This is a genomic window from Arthrobacter sp. R4, from assembly GCF_051365025.1.
Classification (GTDB): domain Bacteria; phylum Actinomycetota; class Actinomycetes; order Actinomycetales; family Micrococcaceae; genus Arthrobacter.
Map to the genome: position 1 here is coordinate 11,638 of NZ_JBLWIJ010000043.1, position 23,688 is coordinate 35,325.

At 66.8% G+C, this 23,688-nt stretch carries 23 protein-coding genes; 8 read left to right on the forward strand and 15 right to left on the reverse strand.

All coding sequences use genetic code 11. The annotated features are described in order from the left end of the window. Window positions 1–39: 39 nt before the first annotated feature. The 4 genes from topA to ACLKOZ_RS21185 all read right to left on the reverse strand — a co-directional run bounded on the left by topA (window position 40) and on the right by ACLKOZ_RS21185 (window position 6,111). Window positions 40–2,769, reverse strand: coding sequence for a type I DNA topoisomerase (gene topA / locus ACLKOZ_RS21170; RefSeq protein ID WP_436478112.1), 2,730 nt, complete (start codon window positions 2,767–2,769; stop codon window positions 40–42). Window positions 2,770–2,901: 132 nt separating this feature from the next. Beyond that, complete coding sequence (locus ACLKOZ_RS21175) at window positions 2,902–3,543, reverse strand: ArsR/SmtB family transcription factor (RefSeq protein WP_436478114.1); 642 nt, start codon at window positions 3,541–3,543, stop codon at window positions 2,902–2,904. An 82-nt stretch (window positions 3,544–3,625) separates the two neighbouring features. Continuing rightward, window positions 3,626–5,296, reverse strand: a complete 1,671-nt coding sequence (locus ACLKOZ_RS21180) for a DUF7059 domain-containing protein (RefSeq protein ID WP_436478116.1) — start codon at window positions 5,294–5,296, stop codon at window positions 3,626–3,628. A 35-nt stretch (window positions 5,297–5,331) separates the two neighbouring features. Beyond that, window positions 5,332–6,111, reverse strand: a complete 780-nt coding sequence (locus ACLKOZ_RS21185) for a MerR family transcriptional regulator (RefSeq protein ID WP_436478118.1) — start codon at window positions 6,109–6,111, stop codon at window positions 5,332–5,334. Between the two features lie 271 nt (window positions 6,112–6,382). On the opposite strand from ACLKOZ_RS21185, the gene ACLKOZ_RS21190 reads away from it, so the two are divergent. The 4 genes from ACLKOZ_RS21190 (at window position 6,383) to ACLKOZ_RS21205 (ending at window position 9,375) form a co-directional block, all read left to right on the forward strand. Then, complete coding sequence (locus tag ACLKOZ_RS21190) at window positions 6,383–7,540, forward strand: hypothetical protein (protein WP_436478120.1); 1,158 nt, start codon at window positions 6,383–6,385, stop codon at window positions 7,538–7,540. 31 nt (window positions 7,541–7,571) lie between these two features. Next, window positions 7,572–8,012, forward strand: coding sequence for a hypothetical protein (locus tag ACLKOZ_RS21195; protein WP_436478122.1), 441 nt, complete (start codon window positions 7,572–7,574; stop codon window positions 8,010–8,012). Between the two features lie 60 nt (window positions 8,013–8,072). Next, on the forward strand, window positions 8,073–8,672 hold the full coding sequence (locus tag ACLKOZ_RS21200) for a hypothetical protein (RefSeq protein ID WP_436478124.1): 600 nt from the start codon (window positions 8,073–8,075) through the stop codon (window positions 8,670–8,672). Window positions 8,673–8,769: 97 nt separating this feature from the next. After that, window positions 8,770–9,375, forward strand: coding sequence for a hypothetical protein (locus ACLKOZ_RS21205; RefSeq protein ID WP_436478126.1), 606 nt, complete (start codon window positions 8,770–8,772; stop codon window positions 9,373–9,375). Between the two features lie 65 nt (window positions 9,376–9,440). Here the strand turns inward: ACLKOZ_RS21205 and trhO are convergent, their stop codons facing one another. Next, on the reverse strand, window positions 9,441–10,334 hold the full coding sequence (gene trhO / locus ACLKOZ_RS21210; protein WP_337345991.1) for an oxygen-dependent tRNA uridine(34) hydroxylase TrhO: 894 nt from the start codon (window positions 10,332–10,334) through the stop codon (window positions 9,441–9,443). Between the two features lie 44 nt (window positions 10,335–10,378). Beyond that, on the reverse strand, window positions 10,379–10,846 hold the full coding sequence (locus ACLKOZ_RS21215) for a hypothetical protein (RefSeq protein WP_436478127.1): 468 nt from the start codon (window positions 10,844–10,846) through the stop codon (window positions 10,379–10,381). 95 nt (window positions 10,847–10,941) lie between these two features. Here ACLKOZ_RS21215 and ACLKOZ_RS21220 point away from each other — a divergent pair, with 95 nt between their 5' ends. Both ACLKOZ_RS21220 and ACLKOZ_RS21225 read left to right on the forward strand, forming a co-directional pair. Continuing rightward, window positions 10,942–11,634, forward strand: a complete 693-nt coding sequence (locus ACLKOZ_RS21220) for a GNAT family N-acetyltransferase (protein WP_337345989.1) — start codon at window positions 10,942–10,944, stop codon at window positions 11,632–11,634. Between the two features lie 28 nt (window positions 11,635–11,662). Beyond that, on the forward strand, window positions 11,663–14,026 hold the full coding sequence (locus tag ACLKOZ_RS21225) for a DEAD/DEAH box helicase (RefSeq protein ID WP_436478128.1): 2,364 nt from the start codon (window positions 11,663–11,665) through the stop codon (window positions 14,024–14,026). A 154-nt stretch (window positions 14,027–14,180) separates the two neighbouring features. Here the strand turns inward: ACLKOZ_RS21225 and ACLKOZ_RS21230 are convergent, their stop codons facing one another. From ACLKOZ_RS21230 to ssd, 7 genes are all read right to left on the reverse strand, one after another. Then, on the reverse strand, window positions 14,181–14,540 hold the full coding sequence (locus tag ACLKOZ_RS21230) for an Rv3654c family TadE-like protein (protein ID WP_436478129.1): 360 nt from the start codon (window positions 14,538–14,540) through the stop codon (window positions 14,181–14,183). Then, on the reverse strand, window positions 14,537–15,232 hold the full coding sequence (locus ACLKOZ_RS21235) for a TadE family type IV pilus minor pilin (RefSeq protein ID WP_436478130.1): 696 nt from the start codon (window positions 15,230–15,232) through the stop codon (window positions 14,537–14,539). The genes ACLKOZ_RS21230 and ACLKOZ_RS21235 overlap by 4 nt, the downstream gene beginning before the upstream one ends. After that, entirely contained in the window at window positions 15,229–15,567 is a 339-nt protein-coding gene (locus tag ACLKOZ_RS21240) for a DUF4244 domain-containing protein (RefSeq protein ID WP_436478131.1), read from the reverse strand. Before ACLKOZ_RS21240 ends, ACLKOZ_RS21235 begins: the two co-directional genes overlap by 4 nt. A 252-nt stretch (window positions 15,568–15,819) precedes the next feature. Then, the gene (locus ACLKOZ_RS21245; RefSeq protein ID WP_337351553.1) at window positions 15,820–16,497 is read right to left on the reverse strand and encodes a type II secretion system F family protein; all 678 of its coding nucleotides are present in this window, start codon (window positions 16,495–16,497) and stop codon (window positions 15,820–15,822) included. Continuing rightward, window positions 16,494–17,351, reverse strand: coding sequence for a type II secretion system F family protein (locus tag ACLKOZ_RS21250; RefSeq protein WP_337351552.1), 858 nt, complete (start codon window positions 17,349–17,351; stop codon window positions 16,494–16,496). The genes ACLKOZ_RS21245 and ACLKOZ_RS21250 overlap by 4 nt, the downstream gene beginning before the upstream one ends. After that, window positions 17,348–18,655 (reverse strand): TadA family conjugal transfer-associated ATPase, encoded by a 1,308-nt coding sequence (locus tag ACLKOZ_RS21255; protein ID WP_436478132.1) that lies wholly within the window; start codon window positions 18,653–18,655, stop codon window positions 17,348–17,350. The genes ACLKOZ_RS21250 and ACLKOZ_RS21255 overlap by 4 nt, the downstream gene beginning before the upstream one ends. Further along, window positions 18,652–19,854: a septum site-determining protein Ssd gene (gene ssd / locus ACLKOZ_RS21260; protein ID WP_436478133.1), complete on the reverse strand. Its 1,203-nt coding sequence runs from the start codon at window positions 19,852–19,854 to the stop codon at window positions 18,652–18,654. The genes ACLKOZ_RS21255 and ssd overlap by 4 nt, the downstream gene beginning before the upstream one ends. A gap of 151 nt (window positions 19,855–20,005) precedes the next feature. Between ssd and ACLKOZ_RS21265 the strand changes: the two genes are divergently transcribed. Continuing rightward, window positions 20,006–21,724 carry a bifunctional 3'-5' exonuclease/DNA polymerase gene (locus tag ACLKOZ_RS21265; protein WP_436478134.1) on the forward strand — a complete coding sequence of 573 codons (1,719 nt, stop codon included), beginning with the start codon at window positions 20,006–20,008 and terminating at the stop codon, window positions 21,722–21,724. A 208-nt stretch (window positions 21,725–21,932) separates the two neighbouring features. Then, window positions 21,933–22,127: a YegP family protein gene (locus tag ACLKOZ_RS21270; RefSeq protein ID WP_337345980.1), complete on the forward strand. Its 195-nt coding sequence runs from the start codon at window positions 21,933–21,935 to the stop codon at window positions 22,125–22,127. A 31-nt stretch (window positions 22,128–22,158) separates the two neighbouring features. Here ACLKOZ_RS21270 and ACLKOZ_RS21275 read toward each other — a convergent pair whose 3' ends face one another. Both ACLKOZ_RS21275 and nth read right to left on the reverse strand, forming a co-directional pair. Next, on the reverse strand, window positions 22,159–22,836 hold the full coding sequence (locus tag ACLKOZ_RS21275; protein ID WP_337351549.1) for an NUDIX hydrolase: 678 nt from the start codon (window positions 22,834–22,836) through the stop codon (window positions 22,159–22,161). Next, window positions 22,833–23,594, reverse strand: coding sequence for an endonuclease III (gene nth, locus ACLKOZ_RS21280; RefSeq protein ID WP_436478176.1), 762 nt, complete (start codon window positions 23,592–23,594; stop codon window positions 22,833–22,835). The genes ACLKOZ_RS21275 and nth overlap by 4 nt, the downstream gene beginning before the upstream one ends. Between the last annotated feature and the right edge of the window lie 94 nt (window positions 23,595–23,688).

Below are 23,688 nucleotides of genomic sequence, written 5' to 3' on the forward strand. Positions count from 1 at the left end.
CTCGACCACGTTGTGCCCGGCACCGCAAACCACCGATTGCTACTTCTTGGCGGCGGCCTTCTTCTTCGCCGGGGCCTTGCGGGCCGTTGTCGTGCGCTTAACCGGACCCTTGGCGCGCTTCTCGGCGAGCAGTTCCACAGCCTGTTCCCGCGTCAGCTCCTCCAAGGACGTGGCGCGCGGAACGGTGATGTTGGTGATGCCGTCGGTGATGTACGGGCCGAACCGGCCTTCCTTCACCACAATGTTCTTTTCCGATACCGGGTCCGGACCGAACTCGGCCAGCGGCGGCACAGCGGCACGGGCACCGCGCTGCTTGGGCTGTGAGTAGATCTCCAGGGCCTGCTCCAGCGTGATGGTGAAGATTTCCTCTTCCGACCCGATGGAACGGGAGTCAGTGCCCTTCTTCAGGTACGGGCCAAAGCGGCCGTTCTGCACCGTAATAAGGTTTCCTTCGGCGTCCTCGCCCAGGACCCGGGGCAGGCTCATCAGCTGGAGCGCTTCGTCCAGGGTGACGGAGTCCACGGTCATCGACGCGAACAGGGAACCGGTGCGCGGCTTAGCCTTGACGGGCTTCTTCGGTGGCTTGGGCTTGCCGTTCTTGTAGTACTCCACGGGCTGGTTGGCCAACTGTTCGTCGGTCATCTCCGGGATAATTTCGGTGACGTAGGCGCCATACCGGCCATTCTTGGCCACCACGGTGTGCCCGGTGTGCGGGTCCGCACCCAGCACGCGTTCTTCCGGCGCGGCCGTCTCCATCAGCTCGATGGCCTTGGCTGCGGTCAGTTCGTCAGGAGCCAGGTCCTCGGGGACGTTGGCGCGGGAAGACTCCACGATTTCGCCGGTCTTGGCGTCCAAGGTGGGGGTGGTGCTCTCAAGATAGGGGCCGAACTTGCCAACTCGCAGCGTGATCTGGTCCGTGATGGGAATGGAGTTGATCTCGCGGGCATCGATCTCGCCAAGGTTGTTGACGATGCTCAGCAGGCCGGGGTCGGCGTCTTCACCGTAGTAGAAGTGCTTGAGCCAGGCCGACCCAACAGCCTGGCCATTGGCGATCTTGTCCAGGTCGCCTTCCATGTCTGCGGTGAATTCGTAGTCAACGTAGTCCGTGAAGTGCTGTTCCAGCAGGCGGATCACCGAGAAGGCGATCCAGCTGGGCACCAGGGCCGAGCCCTGCTTCCGGACGTAGCCGCGGTCCTGGATGGTGGAGATGGTGGAGGCGTAGGTGGACGGGCGCCCAATGCCCTTCTTCTCCAGCTCGGCCGTCAACGACGCCTCAGTGAAGCGCGGCGGCGGCGAGGTTTCGTGGCCCACAGCGACGATTTCTGACGCCGAGAGAGAGTCGCCCTTGGCCACATTGGGCAGCCGGCGGGCTTCTTCGGTGTCGTCGTCGCCGCGGCTTTCGTCCTTGCCTTCCTCGTAGGCGGCCAGGAAGCCGGGGAAGGTGATGACGGTGCCCGAGGCGGAAAACTCTGCGTCCCGCCCGTCGGTGGCCACTGCGCCGAGGCGGATGGTGGCAGTGGAGCCCTTGGCGTCGCCCATCTGGGATGCGACGGTACGCTTCCAGATCAGTTCGTACAGGCGGAATTCGTCGCCGGAAAGCTGCTTGGCCACCTGCGCCGGGGTGCGGAAGGAGTCACCGGCGGGGCGGATGGCCTCGTGGGCTTCCTGCGCGTTCGCGGCCTTGCTGGAATAGACGCGGGGTGACGCCGGGACGTATTCCGGGCCGTACAACTCAGAGGCCTGCCGGCGGGCGGCCGTGACGGCTTCGTCGCTCAGCGCCGAGGAGTCGGTACGCATATAGGTGATGTAGCCGTTTTCATACAGGCGCTGGGCGATCTGCATGGTGCTCTTGGAGGAGAAGCGCAGCTTGCGGCCGGCCTCCTGCTGCAGCGTGGAAGTGGTGAACGGCGCGGCCGGACGGCGGGTGTACGGCTTGGTTTCGACGGAGCGGACCAGGAAGTCCGCGTCCTGCAGGCCCGCTGCCAACGACGTAGCGAGTTCCTCGTTAAGGTGAACGGCGTTGCGGGCGGTGAGCACGCCGTCGTCGTTGAAGTCCCGGCCGCTGGCCACCTTGGCGCCGTCAACGGCGGCGAGTTTCGCCTTGAACGAGGCGGACCCGGCGCCGAACTGGCCGGTCAGGTCCCAGTAGGAAGCTGCTTTGAACGCCATGCGTTCGCGTTCGCGGTCCACCACCATCCGGGTGACTACGGACTGCACACGGCCGGCGGACAGGCCGCGGGCCACCTTGCGCCAGAGGACCGGGGAAATCTCGTAGCCATAGAGGCGGTCCAGCACGCGACGGGTTTCCTGGGCGTCCACCAGGGCGGCGTCAACATCGCGCAGGTTGTCCATGGCGCGGTGGATGGCTTCCTTGGTGATTTCTCCGAAGGTCATCCGGTACACGGGGACCTTGGGCTTGAGCACTTCCAGCAGGTGCCACGCGATGGCCTCGCCCTCGCGGTCCCCATCGGTTGCGAGATAAAGAGCGTCAGCATCTTTGAGTTGGGCCTTGAGCTCGGCGACCTTTTTCTTCTTGTCGGCCGACACCACGTAGTACGGCTTGAAGTCGTTTTCGATGTCGACGGCAAACTTGCCAACCGAGGTCTTCTTCAGTTCTGCGGGGAGCTCAGACGGCTGCGGCAGGTCGCGGATGTGACCGATGGAGGCCTCTACGATGAAGCCCTCGCCGAGGTACTTGGCGATGGTCTTGCTCTTGGCCGGAGACTCCACAATCACGAGTTTCTTGCCGGTTTTGGCCTTGCTTGGCACGGTGCTCCTACAGAAAAAGGTTGCTCGGGCAGATGAGCCCATATTGGCCTAGTTCACCATATTTTGGACAATCGTGCGCATTCGGCGTGAAAAACGTGCGCCCTCCAACTGCGGTCCTGAGCCCCGGGTTCCCTACGTTTCCGCAGGTCCGGATGCAACTTCAGGGGCCATCCGAGCTACCGTCCGGTCGTCCGGGATCAGCGACCACATAGCGGCCATCCGCTCGGCTCCTTCGGGGATCCGGTGTGGATCGTCCAGTTCGTATTCACCGAGCAGGGCGAACAGGCGCCGGGTCAGATCGGCCTGCTGCTCGCGGGTGAGGTAAAGCAGTTCGCTGGCAAGCACGACGGCAGTGGGGGCCTCGGCAGGTGCGCCGGTGCGGCGGTGCTCATCCCGCGTCCTGGCATACGCGGCAGCGCGGCGGCGGAACGCATCCAGCTCAAGGTCAACGACCGGGCTGGCCGCTCCCCCACCGGAGTTGATGGCGAAGTCTGTGCCGGCAGCCTTCCAGCGCCGTTCCCGGGCATCCCCCTCGGTGGGCGCCGGGACCACAATGCCCCATTTCTGCAGGGCGCGCAGGTGGTAGCTCATGGCGCTGGGAGTCAGGCCTGTCTGCGCGGCCAGTTCGGTGGCCGTCCGGCTGACCTGGGTGGAATACAGCTCGGAAATGACCTCCAGCCGGGCGGCATGGGCCAGGGCCCGGATCGCCCTTGGATCGGTGATTTCCACCTTTTTCTCCAGGCGGGCGCGGCGGCCTGCAGGTTCCGTATTCACGGCTCCAGTGTATCCAGCGCCCTCCAGCTGTGAAGGAACCGTTTGATATCGGCGCCGGTGACTTCACTCGTCCAGGCGAAGGTCAGGCGGGCAGCAGGAAGCCGTCCCGCACCAGGTTCGCCACATCGGCGAGCAGCCCACTGTGGAACGCGCCGGCGTCGAACCCGTCCTCCCCTGACAGGCTGCCGCCCAGGAGGGCCTCCAAGGCGCCCGCGATCTGCCCCACGGTCAGGTCGCCGTCGCACGCGGACACGAATCCGGCAAGTTCCGTGCTTAGCAGGTTGGTCCGGCGCAGTCCGGCGCCTTGGCGGAGCAGGATCACACCCGGGTGCTCGGCTCCGGGGCGCTGGTGGCGTTCCTCCGTGACATCGTCCGCGACCAGCAGGTGCGCGTCCTCCAGGCTGTTGGCGGCCAGCCAGTCTGCACGTTCGACGGCGGCGCCCAGGTGGGGGCCGATGGGTTGTTCGATGGGGTACGTGATTTCCTCGAAACGGCTGATGACCGCGGACTGCGGTTCCGAGTTGAAGGGCCGGCGCAGCCAGACCATGCCGAAGCCGATTCCAGCCACGTTCCGGGACGCGAAGTCGGCGAGGTAGGCGGCGTAGGCGTCCCGGTAGTGCTGCCGGTCGCGCGATTCGGAAGCGTCCTGCAGCCAGGTTTCGGCATACTGCTCCGGCGCCACCAGCTCCCGCTGGATGAACCAGGCGTCCACGTCCGAACCAGCCCAGCTTTGCGGCCTTTCCTGCCACTGCGAGCCCGCCGGGACTTCCCAATTGCCTAAAAGCTGGGCTGTTCCGCCCGGGGCGAGGACCGAGGGAAGTGCCCTGACGAGCGACGCTACTACGTCGTCGCCCGGCAACCCGCCGTCCCGGTATGTGAACTGTCCGGACGCGTCCTCGCCGAGGGTTCGGGGCGTGATGACAAACGGCGGGTTAGATACCACCAACTCGAACTCCTCCCCCTCCACCGGCCCCAGCAACGACCCCCGCCGCAGGCTGACGCGGTCCTCGAGCCGGTCCGGGTCCAGGCGCAGCGCCTCGGCATTCAGGAGCAGGTTGAAGCGGGTGAAGGCCAGTGCCCGCTCTGAGATGTCCGTGGCCGTGACGTGCTCGGCATGGTGCAGTAGGTGGAAGGACTGGATGCCGCAGCCAGTTCCCAGGTCCAGGGCCTTGGCGACCTGGCGGCGGATGGTGGTCTGCACCAACGTGGTGGAGGCCTGCCCGATCCCCAGTACGTGGTCGTGCCGCAGCACGCCGGCCTGCTGGTGCGCGGCGAGGTCGCTGGCCACCCAGAGCTCGGCGCCCTCCCAGCCGTACGGGCGCAGATCGGCCTTGGCCTGGAGCAGGTCCGCAGCTGGCTCCCCCGAGCCGGATTGGCCCGAGCCGGGCACGGGCTCAGCCAGCCCCAGCTCGACCAGGCCTTCGGCACGGATCCCCGGCAGGGCGGCGTCGAGCGTTGCCCGTGTCTGCGGCTCCGCCAGCAGCCAGAGGCGTACGACGGCGGCAAGGGCTGCGTCTGTTGATCCGCCACCGGTGGGGTCACCTTGCGCGGCAGTTTCGGTCGCCAGCAGCGCCGGGATGAGCTGGTCCCGGTTCAGCGCGAGGTAGGCCGACTCGCCCACGAGCCCGGCCACGCCGTCGAGCGTGAACCCCACGCTGCGGAGATCCGCGGCGAGAGTGGTCAGCAGGCCGGGGAGGTCGCTGCGCGGGGCGTCGGGGGTGTTGCCGGCTAGGAAGAGGGTGGAGTCAGTCACCGGTCAAGTCTATTGGCGGGCCCCCACGCTGACGTTTACAGGTTCTGCTCCGCGTAGATCTTCAGCGTGTCACGGACGAAGCTGGCCCCCTCCGTCCCGCCGTAATTCTTGGCAAACCGGGGGTCGGCCACGTACATCTCGCCGAGACCGGTGACGTAGGCCTTGACGTCGTCCTTGCCCGCATCTCCCTTGCCGCGGGCGTCCGCCGCGGGGGTGCCCGGGATGCCGGTCAGCCACTCGACGTGCCGCTTCGCGATCGCCTGCGCCTCAGTACTGTCCGGGGCTACGCCGGCCTGTGCTGCGGCAATCCAGTCCTCGCCCAGTTTCTGCGAGCGCTGTTGCCATGCGGTCTTCTCGCTGGTACTCATGCCGCGCCACCAGGAGTCCCCCTTGGCATAGGCATCCTTGCCCCAGCGTTCTTCGACTTCGTCCTTGTACTGCGTGTGGTCGAAACCGTTGAACATGTCTTCTGCCATGATTTCGCCACCTCCTTTCACTGCTTCGATGGTTTGGGTGACCGACGCGATCTGCCGCGCCAGCCTGTCCTGTTCCTGCTTCAGCCATTCGAGGTGCCCGGTGAGCGCCTTGGCGGCGTCTGCTTCGTCGCCGAGCACTTGGCTGATGACCGGAAGGCCCAGCCCCAGTCCGCGCAGGAGCAGGATGCGCTGGAGCTGCACGAGCGCATCCTGGTTGTAGTAGCGGTAGCCGTTGTGCCCGGTGCGGCTGGGCTTGAGCAGGCCGATGTCGTCATAGTGCCGAAGCGTCCTGCTGGTGGTGCCGGCGATCCGGGCGATGTCCTGGATGGACCAGTCCATGGCGTCCTCCTTTCCGTGACTTCCGTGGGCTTCCATGGGCCTCCGTGGCTGATACTTCGACGATAAAGGTTGACGTAGCGTCAAGGTCAAGGGCTTTGGGCGTGCGGCGTATCATGGACCCATGCAAACGCAGCAGCGATTTATCAGCCCTCGGCCGTTCACTGGCCGCACGGGCTTCCCATCGCGCGCCTGACGCTGCCGGGGTCCGTCCGGCGCAGCGGCTGAGGGTGTAACTCCCCCTCCCGTATCTGATGCATCAAGGACCCCCGACATGAAGAAATACCTTTCCCTGGCCCAACTCAACTCTGCCCTTCCCCTGCGTGACCTGTCCGATCCCGCGGCCGGCCCGCACGCCATGCAACTGCTCCTGGCCGACGTCGTCGCGGCGCTGGAGCGGCTATGGGCCGTGCCGTCCCGGACCCACCGGCTCAACCCCCTCGTGGCCACCGCTGACAATTACGACCGGCTGGGTTACTCGCCCGACGACGTCACCCGGAATTCGCGCTATTCCCGCCACGTGAGCCCTACGGTGATGCTCCGGAGCCACACCTCAGCGGGCATTCCGGCGCTGCTGGATTCGCTCCGGGGCGAGCTGGGGCACTACGACGAACTCCATGTCCTGCCCGGACTCGTCTACCGCCGCGATGCGATCGACCGCACGCACGTGGGCGCCCCGCACCAACTGGACCTGTGGCGGCTCAAGGCGCGCGGGCTACTGGGGACTTCAGACCTCGAGGCGATGATGGCCGCAGTGGTGGAGTCGGTCCTTCCGGCGCCCCTGCACCCTGACGTGCAGTGGCGCGCCACGCCGGCAAGGCACAGCTATACGGCGGCGGGCCGGCAGCTGGACGTGCTCGTGACCCAGCCCGATGGCCGCCGGGAATGGCTCGAACTCGCGGAGTGCGGGCTGGTGGCCGCTCCGGTGCTCCGCGGTTCCGGCCTGGACCCACGGCGCTGGGCCGGCCTGCCCCTGGGCATGGGGCTGGACCGGGCGCTGATGCTGCGGAAGGGGATCACGGACATCCGGCTGCTGCGGTCCGGGGAGCCGGAGGTCCAGTCTCAAATGCTGGACCTGTCTCCGTACCGTCCCGTCTCTTCCCTGCCCGAAATCCGGCGCGACCTCTCCCTGGTGCTGGACTCCGGAGCCGATGCCGACGTCGAACTCCTGGGCGACCTCGCCCGTACCGCCCTGGGCTCAGACGCCGACGTCCTGGCGGCCCTGGAGGTTGTGGCGGTGACCACGACGGCGGAGCTGCCGCCGGCCGCCGTCGAACGCCTCCGGATGGGTGCCGGGCAGGTCAACGTGCTGCTGCGGCTGGTGCTGCAGCCACTGGACCGGACGCTGACTGACCGGGAGGCCAACGTGCTGCGGGACAAGGTCTATCTGGCGTTGCACCGCGGCGAGGTCCTGGAGCTGATTGCGGGGTAAGGATGGCCGCGCCGCCGGGTAAGTTGGAGGTATGGCTGTTCTTCCTCCAACCTTTCCGCGTGCCCTTTCCGCGGCGGCCGCCGCCGCCGCCGTCGTGCTGGGCGCTTCCGGCTGCGCTCAGCAGCTTTCGGTGGAGAACGCGGATGTGCCGGCCTGGAAGGCCACTGCCCTCCCGTCGGCCAGCCGCGTTGTGGCTGAGGACGCCGGAAAGATCCTCAACGCGCAGCCGGTGGACCGTACCGAGAAAGTTCCTGCCGGCAGTTACACCCTGACGCTGGTCTGCGAGGGCGGCGGCAAGGCCTTCCTCGCGGTGCGGTCCGGGGGCAAGGAGCTGGCCGATCTCGGAGCGGCCTGTTACGGCACGCGGGAGTCCGTGAAGCTCACCCTTGCCCAAGACGGTCCGTTGGAACTGAGCGCCTCGAGCGTTGACGCCCCTCTGCTCTACGCCTACCAACTGGTGTCCGCCGGCTAGTTTTGGGGAGCCGGCGTCCGTGTGACTTGCGGCCGCCGCGTGCATCAGTAGGCTCTGGCCATGGCACTTCTTGGGGGAACGTCCGTTGGTAACAGATCCACGTTGCGGCGAGGTAAGGCGCAAGGGCCCGCCCTGCGGGGCGTCAACTTGGCCATGGGAGCGCTGTTGGCCGTGGCCATGCTGGGCGGGTGCGAGTACGCCGGTACTGACCCCCTGCCGGAGGCCAGCTCATCTGGGGCGCCCTCCGTTCCTCCGCTGACAGGCATCAGCGAGGAGGAAGCCGCACGCCAGTCGGAGCTGATGGCGGAAGTTGATGCCCTCATGGGTCCCCAACCAGACACGCATTTCTTTGGCTTTGCAGGTGGGATGCGGGGAGGATCCGGCATCAGCAGCACGGGCCTGGTGCCGGACGCTGGCAATTACCCGGTCCACGCCGCCTGTGTGGATGGACCGGGGGCTACACTTACCATCCGCCAGCACGGGGCGGTACTCCTCACACAGACCCTGGAATGCGGAACGCCCTACAACGCCGTGGTTCAGCTCCGGGCCGGCGAGGTTTCGGCGGCACTTGAGCCGATCGGCGACGGCCTCGTTGGCGGCGCCGCCCGACTGGAGGCTCCCCTGGAACGTAACCTGTCCCCAGGCGTGCCGCGGAACTGACGTCCAGGAACCGGCTGGGCATCGCCGCCGCAGCTTGTCCCGGCTTGGCCCGATGGGGCCTCTGGCTTACCGGTTGGGCTGGGCCTAGAGTCAGAGTATGCCCGCGATGCAGGGGGCGCCGCCTCGCCAAAATGCGGAATCTCTTCCGGGCCCCAACCCGCCCCGGAAGGCGCCACTGCGCACCCGGGCGAGGGCCGCCGTCGTGCTGTGGGCCTCAGCCGTTCTGATGGCGGCCGCTTCACTGACCGGCTGCGAATACACCTACGACGAAGGCTGGCGTCCGCCCGATACCGTCCCCGCTCCGGCCATCACGGACCAGAGCTTCCAGAGGGATCCGCTGCGCAACGAGCCGGTCACCGAAGCCGAACTGGAGGATTGGGTGGAGGAGGAACTTCCCTACACCGAGCGGCCGGTAGTCCACACGGATTTCGGCATCCTCACCGGAGGCGAAATCAAGTCCGATACTGCGGCCGGGCTCCCTGCCGGAACGTATGCGCTGGCTTTGGTGTGCCGGAGCCAACGGCGGGTTACCTTTACCGTGCGCAGCGACGAGTTCACCCTGGTGGAGCTCAGCCTGCGCTGCGGTTCCACCCGGGAGAACGTGATCTACCTGTCCAAGGATTCAGCCCTCAGTTTCCGGGTCGAGCCCAGGTCACTGGCCAACTATGCGTATCGGCTGACCCGGCTTGGCGCTCCGGGCTGAGCATCTTCGGGCGGTGCAGCTTCGGGCGGTGCAGCTTCGGGCGGTGCAGCTTCAGGCAGTGAGTTTCAGGCAGTGCAGCCCTCGGGGCAGCGGAGCGTCTCAGGGCTGGCAGCACATTCGGCGCAATACAGCGTCAGCGTGCGGCAGCTCGGGTTTGAGCAGTTCTCGAACTTGCTGGTGGGGGCGGCGCAACGGACGCATTCACCGATGGTCTTGGCGTCCTCGCTGAACTCCAGGTGCATGCGCTTGTCGAAGACGTAAAGCGAGCCTTCCCAGAGGCCCTGGTCCTTGAACGTTTCGCCATAGCGGACGATGCCGCCGTCGAGCTGGTACACCTCTTTGAAGCCGCGGTTCACCATCAGGCTGGAGAGCACCTCGCACCGGATGCCGCCCGTGCAGTAAGTGACCACTGGCTTGTCCTTAAGTTCGTCATACTTGCCGGAGTCGAGTTCCTTGATGAAGTCGTGCGTGGTTGCTACGTCAGGAACAATCGCGTCCTTGAAACGGCCAATCTGGGCTTCGAAGGCGTTCCGGCCATCGAAGAACACGACGTCGTCCCCTGCCTGCTTCCTGGCTTCGACAAGTTCGTGCAGTTCCTCCGGCTTTAGGTGGGTGCCGCCGCCCACCACGCCCTTTTCATCCACTTTTAGCTCGCCGGGGGCGCCGAAGGAGACGATCTCGTCCCTGACCTTCACGCTCAGGCGGGGGAAATCGTCCGCACCGCCGTCTGACCACTTAACGTCGATGTCGTGGAAGCCTTTGTACTCGCGGGTGGTCTTCACATACTGCTTGACCGCGCCGATCTCGCCACCCACGGTGGCGTTGATGCCGTCTTTGGAGATCAGGATGCGTCCGGTCAGCCCCAGCTTCTCGCAGAGGGCGCGCTGCCAAAGCCGCACTGCGTCCGGATCAGCGAGCGGGGTAAAGCCATAAAAGAGCACAATTCGGTTCAAAGCCACGTATTTAAGGGTACTGGCTTCACCGCGCCAGGCCGTTCCGGCGCTTAGGGGTTGCCTTGCCGGGCTGCCAATGCGGCATCACGCCTGTTCAGTGCGGTTTCGACCGCCCGGTAGCAGAGGACGACGACGGCGAAGCTCACCGCTGTTGCCGTCGCAGCGACGCCGACGGTGTGGGCGCCGCTGCTGGCTGCGACGGCCGCGGCCCCATCTCCCACAAGACGCGGCACCAGGAAAAGGACTAACGCAGCCAGCAGTCCGCCCAGTCCTGGCCGTTCCACGCCTTCCGGATCCGGGCGGGATCCCAGGAAGTCCACGGGCCGCTTCAGTTTCCGGTGGATAAGGGCGCCAGCGACCAGCGGCATGATCCCGCAGGCAAGCCAGGCCCAGTAGCTGAGGCCGGTGGCTGCTTCCCAGTACCGGGCGCTCCCCACAATTGCGATAGTCGCGCCGATGCACACAAGCAGTGAAAGTGGCAGCCTTGACGAGGTGGGGTGGTCTTTCTCCGGCAGCATCCGCTCAGTCTTGTCTCATCACAATTGCATAAGCAAGTCATATCGGGGTACTGCACCCCCTGTTGCTTGTGACAGCGCTGGAATACTCTCATCACATGAGTCCGGACGCCTTGGTTGAAGACATCACACACCTTCTTGAAGTCTGGGTTGCCGGCTGGGCCGGCTGCCGGGGCTACCAGACTGCCACCGAGGGGAGGTTTCCTGCGGCCCTGAGAAAAGACACCACCGGGGACTGGGAATACTTCGCCCACGATCCGTCGGACGATGAGTTTGCGGCTTTGGTGGCCAAGACGGCCGAAGCTCCGGCGAGGATCCTGACCGTCCTGACGAACGACGTCGCGCGCTACACAAACCTGGCGCAAAAACACGGCCTGAACGTGACCTCCGACTCCCAAACCATGATGATCGTGGACATGGAGACCCAGGACGCCGAGGATCCCTGGCTCTCAGATGACGATCTCTCCCTGTCAACGTCCGAACTGGATCGGGTGCACCACGCCGTGGTCCGTTCCGGTGAGAGGGTCGCCGCCAGCGGCAGGGTATTCGTAGTGGGCGACACCGCGGTTTTCGACAAGATCGTGACCGAACCGGCCTTCCAGCGGCGCGGCCTGGGCAGCTTCATCATGAAGGCGCTGGCGGCGCAGGCGTTCGAGCATGACGTGGAGAATGGCCTGCTGCTCGCCTCGCGTGACGGGCAGAAACTGTATTCGCACCTGGGCTGGTCCAACGTGTGCCGGGTCCTGATGCTGTCCAGGTCGAATGAAGGGGCTGACTTGTCGGTCGGGTAATTTTTCCCCGAGTGACAGAATGTTGTGGGTGATCCCCCATGACTCCCTGATTCCCTTACTGGGCCGCGGCCCAGACCCGGAACAGCTGCGTCATGTCCGTACGATTCCTGCCCGGAAGGCTGTCCATGCGCCGTGGCCGGACTGGGCTCATCCGGACTTGGTGGCAGCTTATGGCTCCTTGGGGATTCATGAACCATACCGGCACCAGGTTGAGGCCGCCGACCTCGCCCATGGCGGCGAACACGTTGTTATAGCCACCGGCACAGCCTCCGGGAAATCGCTGGCGTACCAGCTGCCGGCACTGGATGCCATCCACCGCTCCGAACTCCGGGTCCTGTCCGAGCCCGGAAAAATCCACGACGACGGCGCCGTGACGCTCTACCTCTCCCCCACCAAGGCCCTGGCGGCCGACCAATTGGCTGCCATCCGCTCCCTGAAGCTGCCCACCGTCAGGGCTGAAACCTATGACGGCGACACCGACCCCGCGTCCCGCCGCTGGATCCGTGACCATGCGAACGTGATTCTCGCGAACCCGGACATGCTCCACTTCGGGATCCTGCCCAACCACGCCTGGTGGGCAAGCTTCTTCCGGCGGCTGCGGTACGTGATCGTGGACGAAGCCCACAGTTACCGGGGCGTGTTCGGCTCCCACGTGGCCAACCTGATGCGGAGGTTGCGCCGAGTTTGTGCGTACTACGGTGCTGGAACCTCCCAGCCCGAGCCTGTGTTTATCGCCGCTTCCGCCACCGCGTCCGAGCCGGGGACGTCCTTCGGGCGGTTGATCGGGGCCCCGGTCCGAGCCGTCGACCAGGACTGTTCCCCGCACGGCGCCACCACCGTGGCGTTCTGGGAGCCGGCGCTGACGGAACTCAAGGGTGAGAACGGCGCCAGGGAGCGGCGGACCGCTGTTGCCGAAACGGCGGACCTGCTGGCAAACCTCGTCTCGGCACGGATCCGGACCATCGCCTTCATCAAGTCCCGGCGTGGTGCGGAGACCATCTCCTCGATCACGAAACGCCTCCTGGACGAGGTGGACCCCAGCCTCCCGCAGCGTGTGGCGGCGTACCGCTCCGGCTACCTGCCCGAAGAACGGCGTGCCCTGGAGAAGGCCCTCCGCTCCGGAGATCTCCTGGGAGTCTCGAGCACCTCCGCGCTGGAGCTCGGGATCGACATTTCGGGACTGGACGCGGTGCTGGTGGCGGGCTGGCCGGGCACCAGGGCCTCCCTGTTCCAGCAGATCGGCCGGGCTGGCCGCGCGGGCCAGGACGCCATTGCCGCTTTTGTGGCAAGCGACGACCCGCTGGACACCTACCTGGTGAACCATCCCGAGGCAATTTTTGATGTTTCGGTTGAAGCCACGGTTTTCGATCCTTCCAATCCTTACGTGTTGGGGCCGCACCTGTGCGCTGCGGCGGCGGAGCTGCCACTGGGTGTGTCAGAGCTAGGCCTCTTCGGCGGCACGGCGGAGAAACTGCTGGGTCAGCTAGTGACCCAGGGCTACCTGCGGCGCCGGCCCGCAGGCTGGTTCTGGACGCATTCGCAAAGTGCCGCCGCCATGGTGAACCTCCGAGCCGATGGTGGCGGCCCAGTGAGCATTGTCGACGCGGACACCGGCTCCCTTCTGGGAACGATGGACTCCCCGCAAACGCACTACCAAGCACACACCGGGGCCGTGTACGTCCATCAGGGTGACAGTTACGTGGTGGAGGACCTGAACGAGGATGAGCACTGCGTGATTGTCCGGCGTGCAAATCCCGATTACTACACAACCGCCCGTGACGTGACCCAAATCGAAGTGCTGGAGACGCTGCGCACCGCTCAGTGGGGTGACGTGGCCGTGCACTTCGGTGATGTGAAAGTGACAACGCAGGTGGTCTCCTTCCAGCGCAAGGCACTGATCTCGAATGAAATCCTGGGCGAGGAGCCCCTGGAGCTGGGAGCCCGGGACCTGTTCACCAAGGCCGTCTGGTTCGTTGTCGACAACCGCTCCCTAACTGGTGCCGGCCTCATCGAGGCGCAGTTCCCTGGCGCCCTCCACGCTGCCGAACACGCCGCCATCGGGCTCCTGCCGCTGGTGGCTTCCAGCGACCGCTGGGATATCGGCGGGGTTTCCACTGCCATCCACGCCGATACCGGCGTGCCCACCATTTTTGTGTATGACGGGCACCCCGGCGGTGCAGGCTTCGCCGAACGCGGCTTCGACAAGGCCAAGGTGTGGCTCTCCGCTACCCGGGACGCCATCGAGGCCTGCGAATGCGAGGCCGGCTGCCCGTCGTGCGTGCAGTCTCCCAAATGCGGGAACAAGAATAATCCGCTGGACAAGACGGCTGCGATCACTCTCATCGATGTCCTGCTCAAGGACGCCAGCGAGTCGCTTTCCCTCGCCGTGTAGCCCTTCGCCGTAGCCCTTCGCCGTGGAGCGCCCAGCCGCAGGGCCCTCAAGGCCGTGGGCTTTCGGGGCTGTGAGCTTTCGGGATCGTGAGCTTTCGGGGCTGTGAGCTTTCGGGGTTGTGAGTACTCCAAGCGTTGGGTCCTCCCGGCAGTTGCTAGGGCGGCGGCCCCGCCCTCGCGTGGCCGGTGGCCGTCCCGAGCATGGTCCTTGCGATGAGTTCGGTCCTCACTTCGATGGTCTGGCCCGCGCCTTCGCTGCAGCTGACCACTCTGGCGGCGTGCCGGCTGGCCACTTGCTCGGCCACTACGCACGGCTCCCCCACAGTGAGGCCGCGGATGGCGTCGGCCGCGGCCAAAGCGGAAAGGTCCGCCGCTGCTGCGGCCCTGCCGGCCATCACCGCGGACTGGGCCAGCAACAGCACCAATGCCATGGCCATGATCACCACCAGCGCCAGCCCGGCTGCCAGGACCGTTCCGGATCCGCGCTCAGGCTGGTCCAGGAAGCTCCGGCTCATGCCATATCCGCCAACGAACGCGGCTGTTGCCAGAGGGGCGCAGGCCTGTCACGGGCCCGTGGAGGCCGCCCTGGTGCGATCGCCTCCCCTGCAGGCTGCCCAAGGGCGATCACATCCGCTGCAGGCCGCCCAAGTGCGATCACGTCCCGTAAAGTCGACCCTCCTGAGATCACATCCCCCGTAAGCGGCGGCCCAGTTGCGATCACGTCCCGTGAAGTCGACCCTCCGGCAATCACGTCCCGAATAGTCCCGCCCCTTGCAGCCGGACCAGGCGTATCCCACCCAAGGGAGCCAGCCGATTCGTTCCGGGCCGAAGCACGGGCAGTTAATGTCCACGGCACCATTGATCCCAGCGGTCCAGCCACTCTGTCGGCGACGGTAACGCTGACCCATTCGCCGTCGGCAACGATGGCCGCGGTGGCCGAAGCCCCGGCCAGCCGCCTCACCATCGCTTCGGCCGCTGCCGGACTTTCGCCGCGGGCGATTGCCCTGGCGCCGGCAAGCGCTGCCTCTTCAAGCCGCAGTTGGGTGGTCCCCGCGGCTGCACCCGCCAGTAGGAGCGCCAAGAGCAGCAGCACGGCCGGGAGCGCTACGGCAAATTCCGCAGTTACTGCACCCTGGGAGTTCCCCGCACCAGGGAGGCAGCAGCCGAACCACGGATGGGGCCGGAACCGGGGCCGCACGCCGATCATGGCAAGGCCAGCGCCGTACGGATAAGGTTCAGCAAGAAGCCACGCACTTCGTCACTCCGCAGGATGAATACCAGCAGACCGGCGAATCCCACGGCTGCGAGTGTGGCGATGGCGTACTCGGCGGTAGCCATGCCCGCGTCCGATCCGAGGTGGCGCATGCGGCCGCGGCGGTATCCCCTGCCCCTCCCGGCACCCGGGAAAAGCTCAACGACGTTGCTGGTCACCTCGGCCCCGGTATCCGGCTCCTGTGCCGCGGTCCCCGCCTCGACATTGATTTCGTCGGCCGAGACCCTTTGTTCCGTGGCATCAACGGCAGAGCTTTGGTTCATCGACATGGTGTTTTTCCCTTCAGGTTGTCCGGCCCGGTTGCCGGCACTTCTGACTCTTCCGGGCCGGGACGGCGCCGGTAAGGGACCGGCTGCCCTAAGTGGATAAGCAAGAGAGTGTCCCCGTTGTGGAGGAAAGGTTCCGACTGGCGCCACCAGGCCGGGAGCACAATGAGTGACGGTTCAAAAGACGATCGTCCGGCAGGATAGGACGAAGCCCTGTCGTGCCGGGAGGGTGCGATGGCCGGAAAGGCTGGGCGTTCAGGAGGGCACCAGTGCGAGGAGGACTGGAACAACTCCAAGGCAGATGAAAGCGGGCAGGGAGCACAGGCCGAGGGGAATGACCAGTTTCACGCCGAGCGACGCCGCGCGTTTCTCTGCGGCGCGGAAGCGCTCACGCCGGATCCTTGCCGCCTGGGCATAGAGGATGGCCGAGGACGGGGCGCCGGTCAGTGCGGCGAATCCCAGTGCATCCCGCATTTCCAGGATCTCCGGCAGGTGGGCTTGCGAACTGCGCCAGGCCGTTCCCCAGTCCGCCCCAATGGCGAGCGCAGAGACGACGGGCTGTAGTGAAAGGCGGTACGCCGGGGAAGCTGCCGCGGCCACGAGTTCCAGTGAACGTCCCACTCCGGAGCCGGCGTCCAGCATGGCGGCCACCAGTTCCAGCATCATGGCGGTATCCCGCAAGCCATCGCTGCCGCCAACGGAGCTGAAGGAGCCTTCCCGGGGCCTGCCGCCGCCCGTCATTCCACCCGAATTGCCGCCGTTCTCGACGCGTTCACTTCCTCGTCCGTCCAAAGCCGCCGGGCGCGGTCCCGTTCCGGCCACCGGGCCGAGGCTCCTGAGCCGTTTCCCAGCACGCCCCGGCCCGGCGAATGCCAGGACCGCCGCGGCGGCCAGGCATCCCAGCACCACAGCGGCCGGCAAAAAATCGGTCATGACACGCCCGCTCCGGCGGCCGCCCGGACCAGCCTGGCGGACCAGATCCGGCCGGCGACGGTGAGGACCAGTCCGGCCGCCAAGGAGGCCAGGCCCAGAGGTGTCCCTACCAGAATGGCCACCGGGTCCACTCCCAAGGCGGTGCCCAGCCCAAGTCCCATCAGTGGAAGCCAGGTCAACAGGCTCACCGTTGCCCTGGGACCGGCCAGTGCCGTCTGGCGGGCCGCTTCGGCGTCGTCCTCAACCTCCAGTTGGGCGGCAAACCGAGTCATCACGTCAGCGAGCGGGCAACCACTGGCCTCAGCCATGTCAAAGCATGCGGCGAGCTGGACCCAGATTTGTGGTTCCCTGCCTCCTGCGCGCCCAAAGGCCACGGGGACAGCACTCCTGATGGCGTCTGACACGGGCGCGCCGCGCAAGGCGGCTGCGCGTGCCGTACCGAGCACGGCAACGGAGCCTGGGTTGAGGCCGGGGCCCTGGCAAGCACCCGCTTCATTGCCACCGAGACGGGCAGGATCCGGCTGCGCGGAGTACAGGGACCACAGCTCGTCCCAGAGCCGCGCCGGGACCCTGCCGCCTGTGAGCAGCGCCGCCAGCTGCTGAACAAGAAGGGTCATCGAGATACTGCCCGGGGTCTTGCTTTTCCGACGCATGAGCCCCGCCAGCGCACCGCGGCCTGCGTAAAAATCGCTTGCTGACGTTGCACGGCCGCGGACCCTGAACACAACTGCGCCACTCGCAGCCCCGCCGGAAGCGCGGCCTACGGCACGGTGGAACCGGGCTGCTGCAGTCCGGGCCGGCCGCAGGAACAGCCACACAGCCAGGAAGAGGCAGCCGGCAAGGAGGGCAGTCACGCCGGGGTTCCGGTGTGGGGTTCATCCAGCCCCAGCCGGCTGGCCAACAGGCGCCACGCCGGGCCCGGAGTGGCTTCTCCGTGACGTATCTCCAGGGCAGGAAGGACGGTTAGGACGCCCTGGTTCTCTGCCATCAGGCCGATGCACGCCACCCGACGTCCCCGGGGCTGCCTGTCCACGTGGATGACAACGTCGAGGGCGCTGGATGCCTGAAGCCGTACCGCATCCTGCCCCAGCCCGGCCAGCGCCCCCAGTGCAGTCAGGCGGGCAGGGACGGCTGTAGCTGTGTTCGCGTGAATTGTTCCACCGCCGCCGGAGTGGCCGGTGTTCATCGCGGTCAGCAGTTCCCGCACTTCGGCGCCGCGGCATTCGCCTACCACCAGCCTGTCGGGCCGCATCCGTAGCGCCTGGCGGACCAGCTCGCCCAGGTCCACTTCCCCGCCGCCTTCGAGGTTTCCGTGTCGGGACTCCAGGGAAACAATGTGCGGGTGTACGGGGTTCAGCTCGGAGGCGTCCTCGATCAGGACCATGCGCTCGTGGGGGGAGCACAGGCCGAGCATCGTGGACAGCAGCGTGGTCTTGCCTGAGCCGGTGGCGCCGCTGATGAGGAAGCTCAGCCGGTGCTTCACCACGCGTTCCAGTACTTCCTGGACGGTCTCGTCGAACATGCCACCGGACCGCAACTCGTCCATAGTGAACACCTGCTCCCGCCGGATGCGGACGCTCAACAGGGTGCCCGCTGTGGAGATCGGCGGGAGGACCGCGTGGACGCGGTAGCCGCCGTCGAGCCTGACGTCCACACAGGGCGAGCCGTCGTCAAGGCGCCGCCCGCCGGCCGCGACCAGCCTGGACGCCAATGCCCGCACGTGGGTCTCACTGGCGAAGGCCACAGCAGAGCGTTCCAGCCCGTTTCCCCGGTCCAGCCACACGGAGTCGGGTGCGTTGACCAAAATGTCCGTCACGGCCGGGTCCCGGGTGAGCTCCTGAAGCGGGCCCAGGCCGTTGAGCTCGGCGCTGATCCGTTCCGCGGCGGCGAGGGCGCCTGCCGTTCCCAGCATTTTCCCGGTGGCCTGGACAGCTGCGGCCACCCGGGAAGCCGTCAACGGCCCCGACTCCGCCATCACTGATTCTCGTACCGACTCCAGCAGGCCTGAGTCCAGTCCCCGGGAGACGCCGGCCCGTGAATCGAGGACCCGTGAATTCCGGACGCGTGCCTGGCGCCGTGCGCCCGCGGGTGCTGCGGCGGATGCTCTGGACGCGGCGGACGCAGCGGACGCAGCAGAAAAGGAAGACGGCACGCTCACGGCAAACCGCCTGCTGCGAGTTCGCCGTCGAGCAGGTCCAGGACAGAGGCAGCAAAGTGCCTCACGCTGCGGCGTTTGCCCAGCTCAAGGAGGCGTCCGCTCTCTGATGCGCCCGTGACGCCACGGAGGTCAGGGACCCGGCCGTGGACGGGCAGCCCGACGGCATCGGAGATCAGTGCACTGTCCAGGGCCGCGCCGGGTTTTCCGCGGACCAGGAGGGCAGCCTCCACGGGCGGAAGCTCCTGAAGCAGGCGGGCTGAAGCCACCGCAGCCTTCAGCTGGGCAGGGAGCACCACCAGGATCCGGTCACAGTCCCAGGCGAAGGTGTGCAACGGCTCGGCGCCGCGGCCGATGTCCACCACCACCAGCTCGTAGCCGCGCCGGGCGGCATCGACAACTCCGCCGGTGGCTGCGGCGTCCACAGGCGCGGGACGGTCCCGGCTCGCGGGCCAGGACAGGAAGGAGAAACCACCTGTTACGGGAAGGGAATCCGCCAGCTGACCGGGATCGATGCTGCCGCTTGCCTCGGACAAGTCCGGCCAACGGAGTCCCGGCAGTTCCTCGGCAGCCAGTGCCAGCTCAAGGCCCCCGCCCCACGGGTCACCGTCCACCAGAAGCACGCGAACGCCCATTCCGGCGGCCGCCTGGGCGATCCAGACGGCTGCTGTGGTTGCCCCCGCCCCGCCGCATCCGCCGGTGACGCCGAGCACCAGGCCTGCGGCCTGCGGCGAACGTGACCTGCTGAGGTACTCGGCCAGCCAAGCCGCGGCATCGGGCAGGACGGCTACACGTTCCGCGCCGAGGGCCGCCGCCAGGTGCCACAGGCTGTCGCCTTCTCCGCTAAGGCCCACCAACACAGCGGGAGCCCGACGCCTGGGCGGCAGTTCGCGGACATCGCTGCCGACGAGTACGGCAGAGGAGGAATCCCAGTACCTGGCAGCCTCTACGACACCGGCCACCACCCTCAGCCGGGCGCCTGCGGCCGCGACGATGCGCTCCACCTCACCTTGCAGAAAGTCGAATCCAGTCACGAGCAGAACCTCCGCAGCCTCCTCCGGCAGCCATGCGTCCGGAGCGGGGCCGCGGACAGGGGCCGCGTGGCCGTCCGGCCCGGCCCGCTCCCCCGCTGCCTTGCGCCGTGCGGCCGTGACGGCGCTGGCCGAACCTGACGGTGCCGGTGCTTGCTGATGCCTGCTCATAGGGCAACTCTCATGGGCCGCGCGCAAAACCGTAACCAGTGATCGGCCTTATGTGGACAAACGCGCGCTGAAGGCCCCTGTGGAGGACAACCGCGGGCGGCAACAGGACACCCGGCAAAAGTGCAGCCCCGCGACAGGGCAGAATTGTCGTATGTACCTGCTGCTCGCCGCCCACCCCCAAGGCGCAGCCCTCCAGGAACTCACCCAGGCTGGAGACCCTCACCCCAACACCCCGGAACCGCGCGTGATCGGCACGGCCGAGCTCGCCGCCGTCGTACGTCACTTCGAAAGCCGGCCGAACGGCGGTCCACCGCCACGTTGGATCTGGCACCGCACCCGGGACTGGTACCCCGCCCTGTTGGCGTCCGGCGTCGAGCTGGACCGCTGTTACGACCTCAGTCTTTGCGGCAACATCCTCGCCTGTTCCGAGTTCACGGCGCACACGGGCTACGCCCAAAACGCCGAAAAAATCACGCCGGAGGAGGACCTCCAGCCTCCCCGGGCCCTCCAGCCGCCCGTACCGCCCGCAGAGCAGGGCGCGTTGTTCGAAGACCTGGGCCACGGCGCAGCGCCCAGGCACACAACCGAAGAACTCCGGGCCGAATACGCCGCCCAGCAGGCAGCCCTGGCGGCCGCAACCCCCGGTGAGAACCGCCCCAAACGGCTCCAGCTCCTCCTCGCTGCCGAATCCGCCGCCGCGATGATCGCCGCCGAAATGCAGCATGCCGGCGTCCCTTGGCGGGAGGACCTGCACGAGAATATCCTCACCGATTACTTGGGGCCGCGCCCGCCATCCGGCCACCGTCCGGCCAAGCTCGAAGCCCTCAACACCGAGCTGCGGGGCCTGCTCAGCGCACCCGGGCTGAATCCGGATTCGCCGCAGGAACTGATGCGCGCCCTGCACCGTAACGGCATCGAAGTCAAGAGCACACGGCAGTGGGAGCTGAAGGAATCCAGCCACCCCGCCATTGAACCGCTGCTGGCCTACAAGAAGCTCTCCCGCCTGCACACCGCTAACGGCTGGACCTGGCTGGACGCATGGGTGGACAAGGGGCGGTTCCGGCCTGAGTACGTAGTGGGCGGGGTTGTCTCGGGCCGCTGGGCATCGCGCGGCGGCGGGGCGCTCCAGATTCCGCGGCAGATCCGCGGCGCGGTGCATGCCGATCCGGGCTACAAGCTCATTGTGGCGGATGCTTCCCAGCTGGAGCCCCGCGTCCTGGTCGCACTGGCGCAGGATGCCAAAATGGCCGAGGCTGCGCGGGACAAGGATCTGTACGCCGGCATCGCCGCCCAAGGATTCGGCGGTGACCGCGCAAAAGCCAAGGTGGCCCTCCTCGGCGCCATCTACGGTGCCACCACGGGCGAATCCGGGCGGCTGATGCCCCAGCTGGCGAAGACCTATCCGCGCGCCGTGGGCTTCGTGGAACAGGCGGCGCGGGACGGTGAAGCCGGCGGGACGGTCACCACCAGGCTGGGCCGCAGCAGCCCGCCACCCTCACGGCAGTGGTTCCAGAGCCAGCAATCCAGCACGGCAGAGGAACAGCGCCGCGCCGAATCGATCGCCCGCTCCCGCGGCCGGTTCACCCGTAACTTCGTGGTGCAGGGGTCGGCGGCGGACTGGGCAGCCTGCTGGCTCGCGGAATTACGACGGCGGCTGCGAGCCATGCGCGCGGAAGGCTTCGGACACGCGGAGCTGGTGTTCTTCCTGCACGACGAGGTGATGGTCCATGCGCCTGAAGCTCAGGTCAACGCGTGCATCGCGGCAATTGAGGACGCGGCCAGCGCCGCCAAGGAGCTTTTGTTCGGGTCCATCCCGGTGGAGTTCCCGGTCAGCGTGGCCGTGGTGGACTCCTACGACAACGCCAAGTAGGCCGCCCAACGGAATTCCGGCACCCTAGCGGCCTGGTGGCCGCACCTCCAGTCACAGGCCACGGAACCGTCACAGCGCGCCCCGCGGAGTAACCTACCCGGGAGTAGTTGGCCCATGCCCTGTGAGCGGCGTTACAGTCAATTAACTGACTCAAGCAGGCGGGTCAAGCACTACATGCAAAGATGCATTCCCAGGGGAGGTCCGGCACATGGCGGGCAGGTTCGAAATACATCGCGTGGGTGACGAGGCCTACAGGCTCCGTCTCACCGACGCTGACGGCAACATTGTGGCGGTTTCGCCGAATTTCAGGCACGTTGGAGCATTGCTCGAGGGCATCAAGGCCGTCCGCGAGAATGCAGCTACCGGAATCGTGGTGGATCTCCGGCAGCAGCCCCAGTCTTAGTCGATCTGACCGGCGGCAAGGGTGGCGCCGGTCAGATCATGATGTTGTGCAGGCGGGACCGGTCCCAAGGGACGGCCCAGCCCAACTGCTCAAAGAGCCCGTTGAGCACAATGCCTGTGAAGCCCCACACCACCACTCCGTTGACGGTGAAGGCCGGGCTATTGAACGTGTGCCCGCCGCGGCTGACGGTGGACATGACCCGGTTGTCCGGGTCCAGCAGGTCCCGGACCGGGATCCGGAAAACCTGTGCGGATTCCCCGTAGTCCACCACCCGCACCGGCGACGGCGAGGCCCACCAGGCCAGCACCGGCGTCACGAGGAAGTTGCTGCGTGCCAGCCCGAGTTCCTGCAGCGTGCCAAGGACTTCCACCCCTCCGGAGTCCAAGCCGGTTTCTTCCTCGGCTTCGCGCAGCGCCGCCTCCACTGGCGTTTCACCGGGATCGATGCTGCCACCTGGAAACGCGACCTGGCCGGGGTGCGACTCCAGGGTGTGTGCGCGCTCCAGCAGCAGGACGTCGAGGTCGGCCGGGGCGAGTGGCTTGCCGGACGATGCGGGGACGGTGTCCAAAACACCGAAGAGCATCAGTACGGCCGCCTTGCGCGCAATGCGTTCATCCACAGTCAGCGCTGCCCAGAGGGCATCGGGTTCGGGGGCGTTGCCTGCTTCGGTCCGCTGTACGAGGTGGATCAGGTCCTCACGTGCGCTCACGGAACCCGTTTCTGTGATTCCATCCGGATTTCCGCGGCGCGGTGCGTCTCTGCCAGCAACTGGGCGAGAAGCTGTTCGCTGCCGGGAGCAAGCTCGTATTTCAGCAGTTTGGCGGCTTTCGCGGGGTCGGTCTCGCCCAGGCCGTAGCTGGGGCACCAATTGGCCACCGGGCAGGCCCCGCAGGCCGGCTTCCGCGAATGGCAGACCCGCCGCCCGTGGAAGACCACACGGTGCGAGAGCATAGTCCAGTCCCTGGGTTCGAACAGCTCGCCGACGTCGAATTCGATCTGGACAGGATCCTCGGAGCCGGTCCAGCCGAAGCGGCGTGCCAGGCGTCCGAAGTGCGTGTCCACCGTGATGCCTGGGACGCCAAAGGCATTGCCCAGCACCACGTTCGCCGTCTTGCGGCCCACCCCCGGGAGGGTCACAAGGTCCTCAAGCCTGGACGGCACCACACCGTTGTATTCATCCACCAGGCGGGTGCCCAGCGCAATCAGGCTCCGGGTTTTTGCCCGGAAGAACCCGGTGGGTTTGATGATTTCTTCCATGACGGCCGGGTCTGCCTCGGCCATTGCGCGGGCGTCGGGGTACTTGGCGAACAGCACCGGGGTGATCTGGTTGACGGTGACGTCGGTGGTCTGCGCGGACAGGACAGTGGCCACAAGCAGCTCAAAGGGGCTCCGGAAATCGAGCTCCGCGTGAGCGTAGGGGTACTTCTCAGCCAGAGCCTTGTTGATGCGCCGCGCGCGGCGCTTCAGGGCGAGGAGGGACTCGTTCGAGACCTTGGGTCCGGACGCCGCCGCCGCTGGCCCCGGCGCAGCCCCCCGGGCCGCGCCGTTCCTTGAAGTACGT

Excerpts from the sequence above, each read along its gene's own strand:
- ACLKOZ_RS21185 (WP_436478118.1), bottom strand. The coding sequence starts at position 6,111 with ATGGACTGGTCCATCCAGGACATCGCCCGGATCGCCGGCACCACCAGC.
- ACLKOZ_RS21190 (WP_436478120.1), top strand. The coding sequence starts at position 6,383 with ATGAAGAAATACCTTTCCCTGGCCCAACTCAACTCTGCCCTTCCCCTG.
- ACLKOZ_RS21195 (WP_436478122.1), top strand. The coding sequence starts at position 7,572 with ATGGCTGTTCTTCCTCCAACCTTTCCGCGTGCCCTTTCCGCGGCGGCC.
- ACLKOZ_RS21200 (WP_436478124.1), top strand. The coding sequence starts at position 8,073 with ATGGCACTTCTTGGGGGAACGTCCGTTGGTAACAGATCCACGTTGCGG.
- ACLKOZ_RS21205 (WP_436478126.1), top strand. The coding sequence starts at position 8,770 with ATGCCCGCGATGCAGGGGGCGCCGCCTCGCCAAAATGCGGAATCTCTT.
- ACLKOZ_RS21215 (WP_436478127.1), bottom strand. The coding sequence starts at position 10,846 with ATGCTGCCGGAGAAAGACCACCCCACCTCGTCAAGGCTGCCACTTTCA.
- ACLKOZ_RS21220 (WP_337345989.1), top strand. The coding sequence starts at position 10,942 with ATGAGTCCGGACGCCTTGGTTGAAGACATCACACACCTTCTTGAAGTC.
- ACLKOZ_RS21230 (WP_436478129.1), bottom strand. The coding sequence starts at position 14,540 with ATGAGCCGGAGCTTCCTGGACCAGCCTGAGCGCGGATCCGGAACGGTC.
- ACLKOZ_RS21235 (WP_436478130.1), bottom strand. The coding sequence starts at position 15,232 with ATGATCGGCGTGCGGCCCCGGTTCCGGCCCCATCCGTGGTTCGGCTGC.
- ACLKOZ_RS21240 (WP_436478131.1), bottom strand. The coding sequence starts at position 15,567 with ATGTCGATGAACCAAAGCTCTGCCGTTGATGCCACGGAACAAAGGGTC.
- ACLKOZ_RS21245 (WP_337351553.1), bottom strand. The coding sequence starts at position 16,497 with ATGACCGATTTTTTGCCGGCCGCTGTGGTGCTGGGATGCCTGGCCGCC.
- ssd (WP_436478133.1), bottom strand. The coding sequence starts at position 19,854 with ATGAGCAGGCATCAGCAAGCACCGGCACCGTCAGGTTCGGCCAGCGCC.
- ACLKOZ_RS21265 (WP_436478134.1), top strand. The coding sequence starts at position 20,006 with ATGTACCTGCTGCTCGCCGCCCACCCCCAAGGCGCAGCCCTCCAGGAA.
- ACLKOZ_RS21270 (WP_337345980.1), top strand. The coding sequence starts at position 21,933 with ATGGCGGGCAGGTTCGAAATACATCGCGTGGGTGACGAGGCCTACAGG.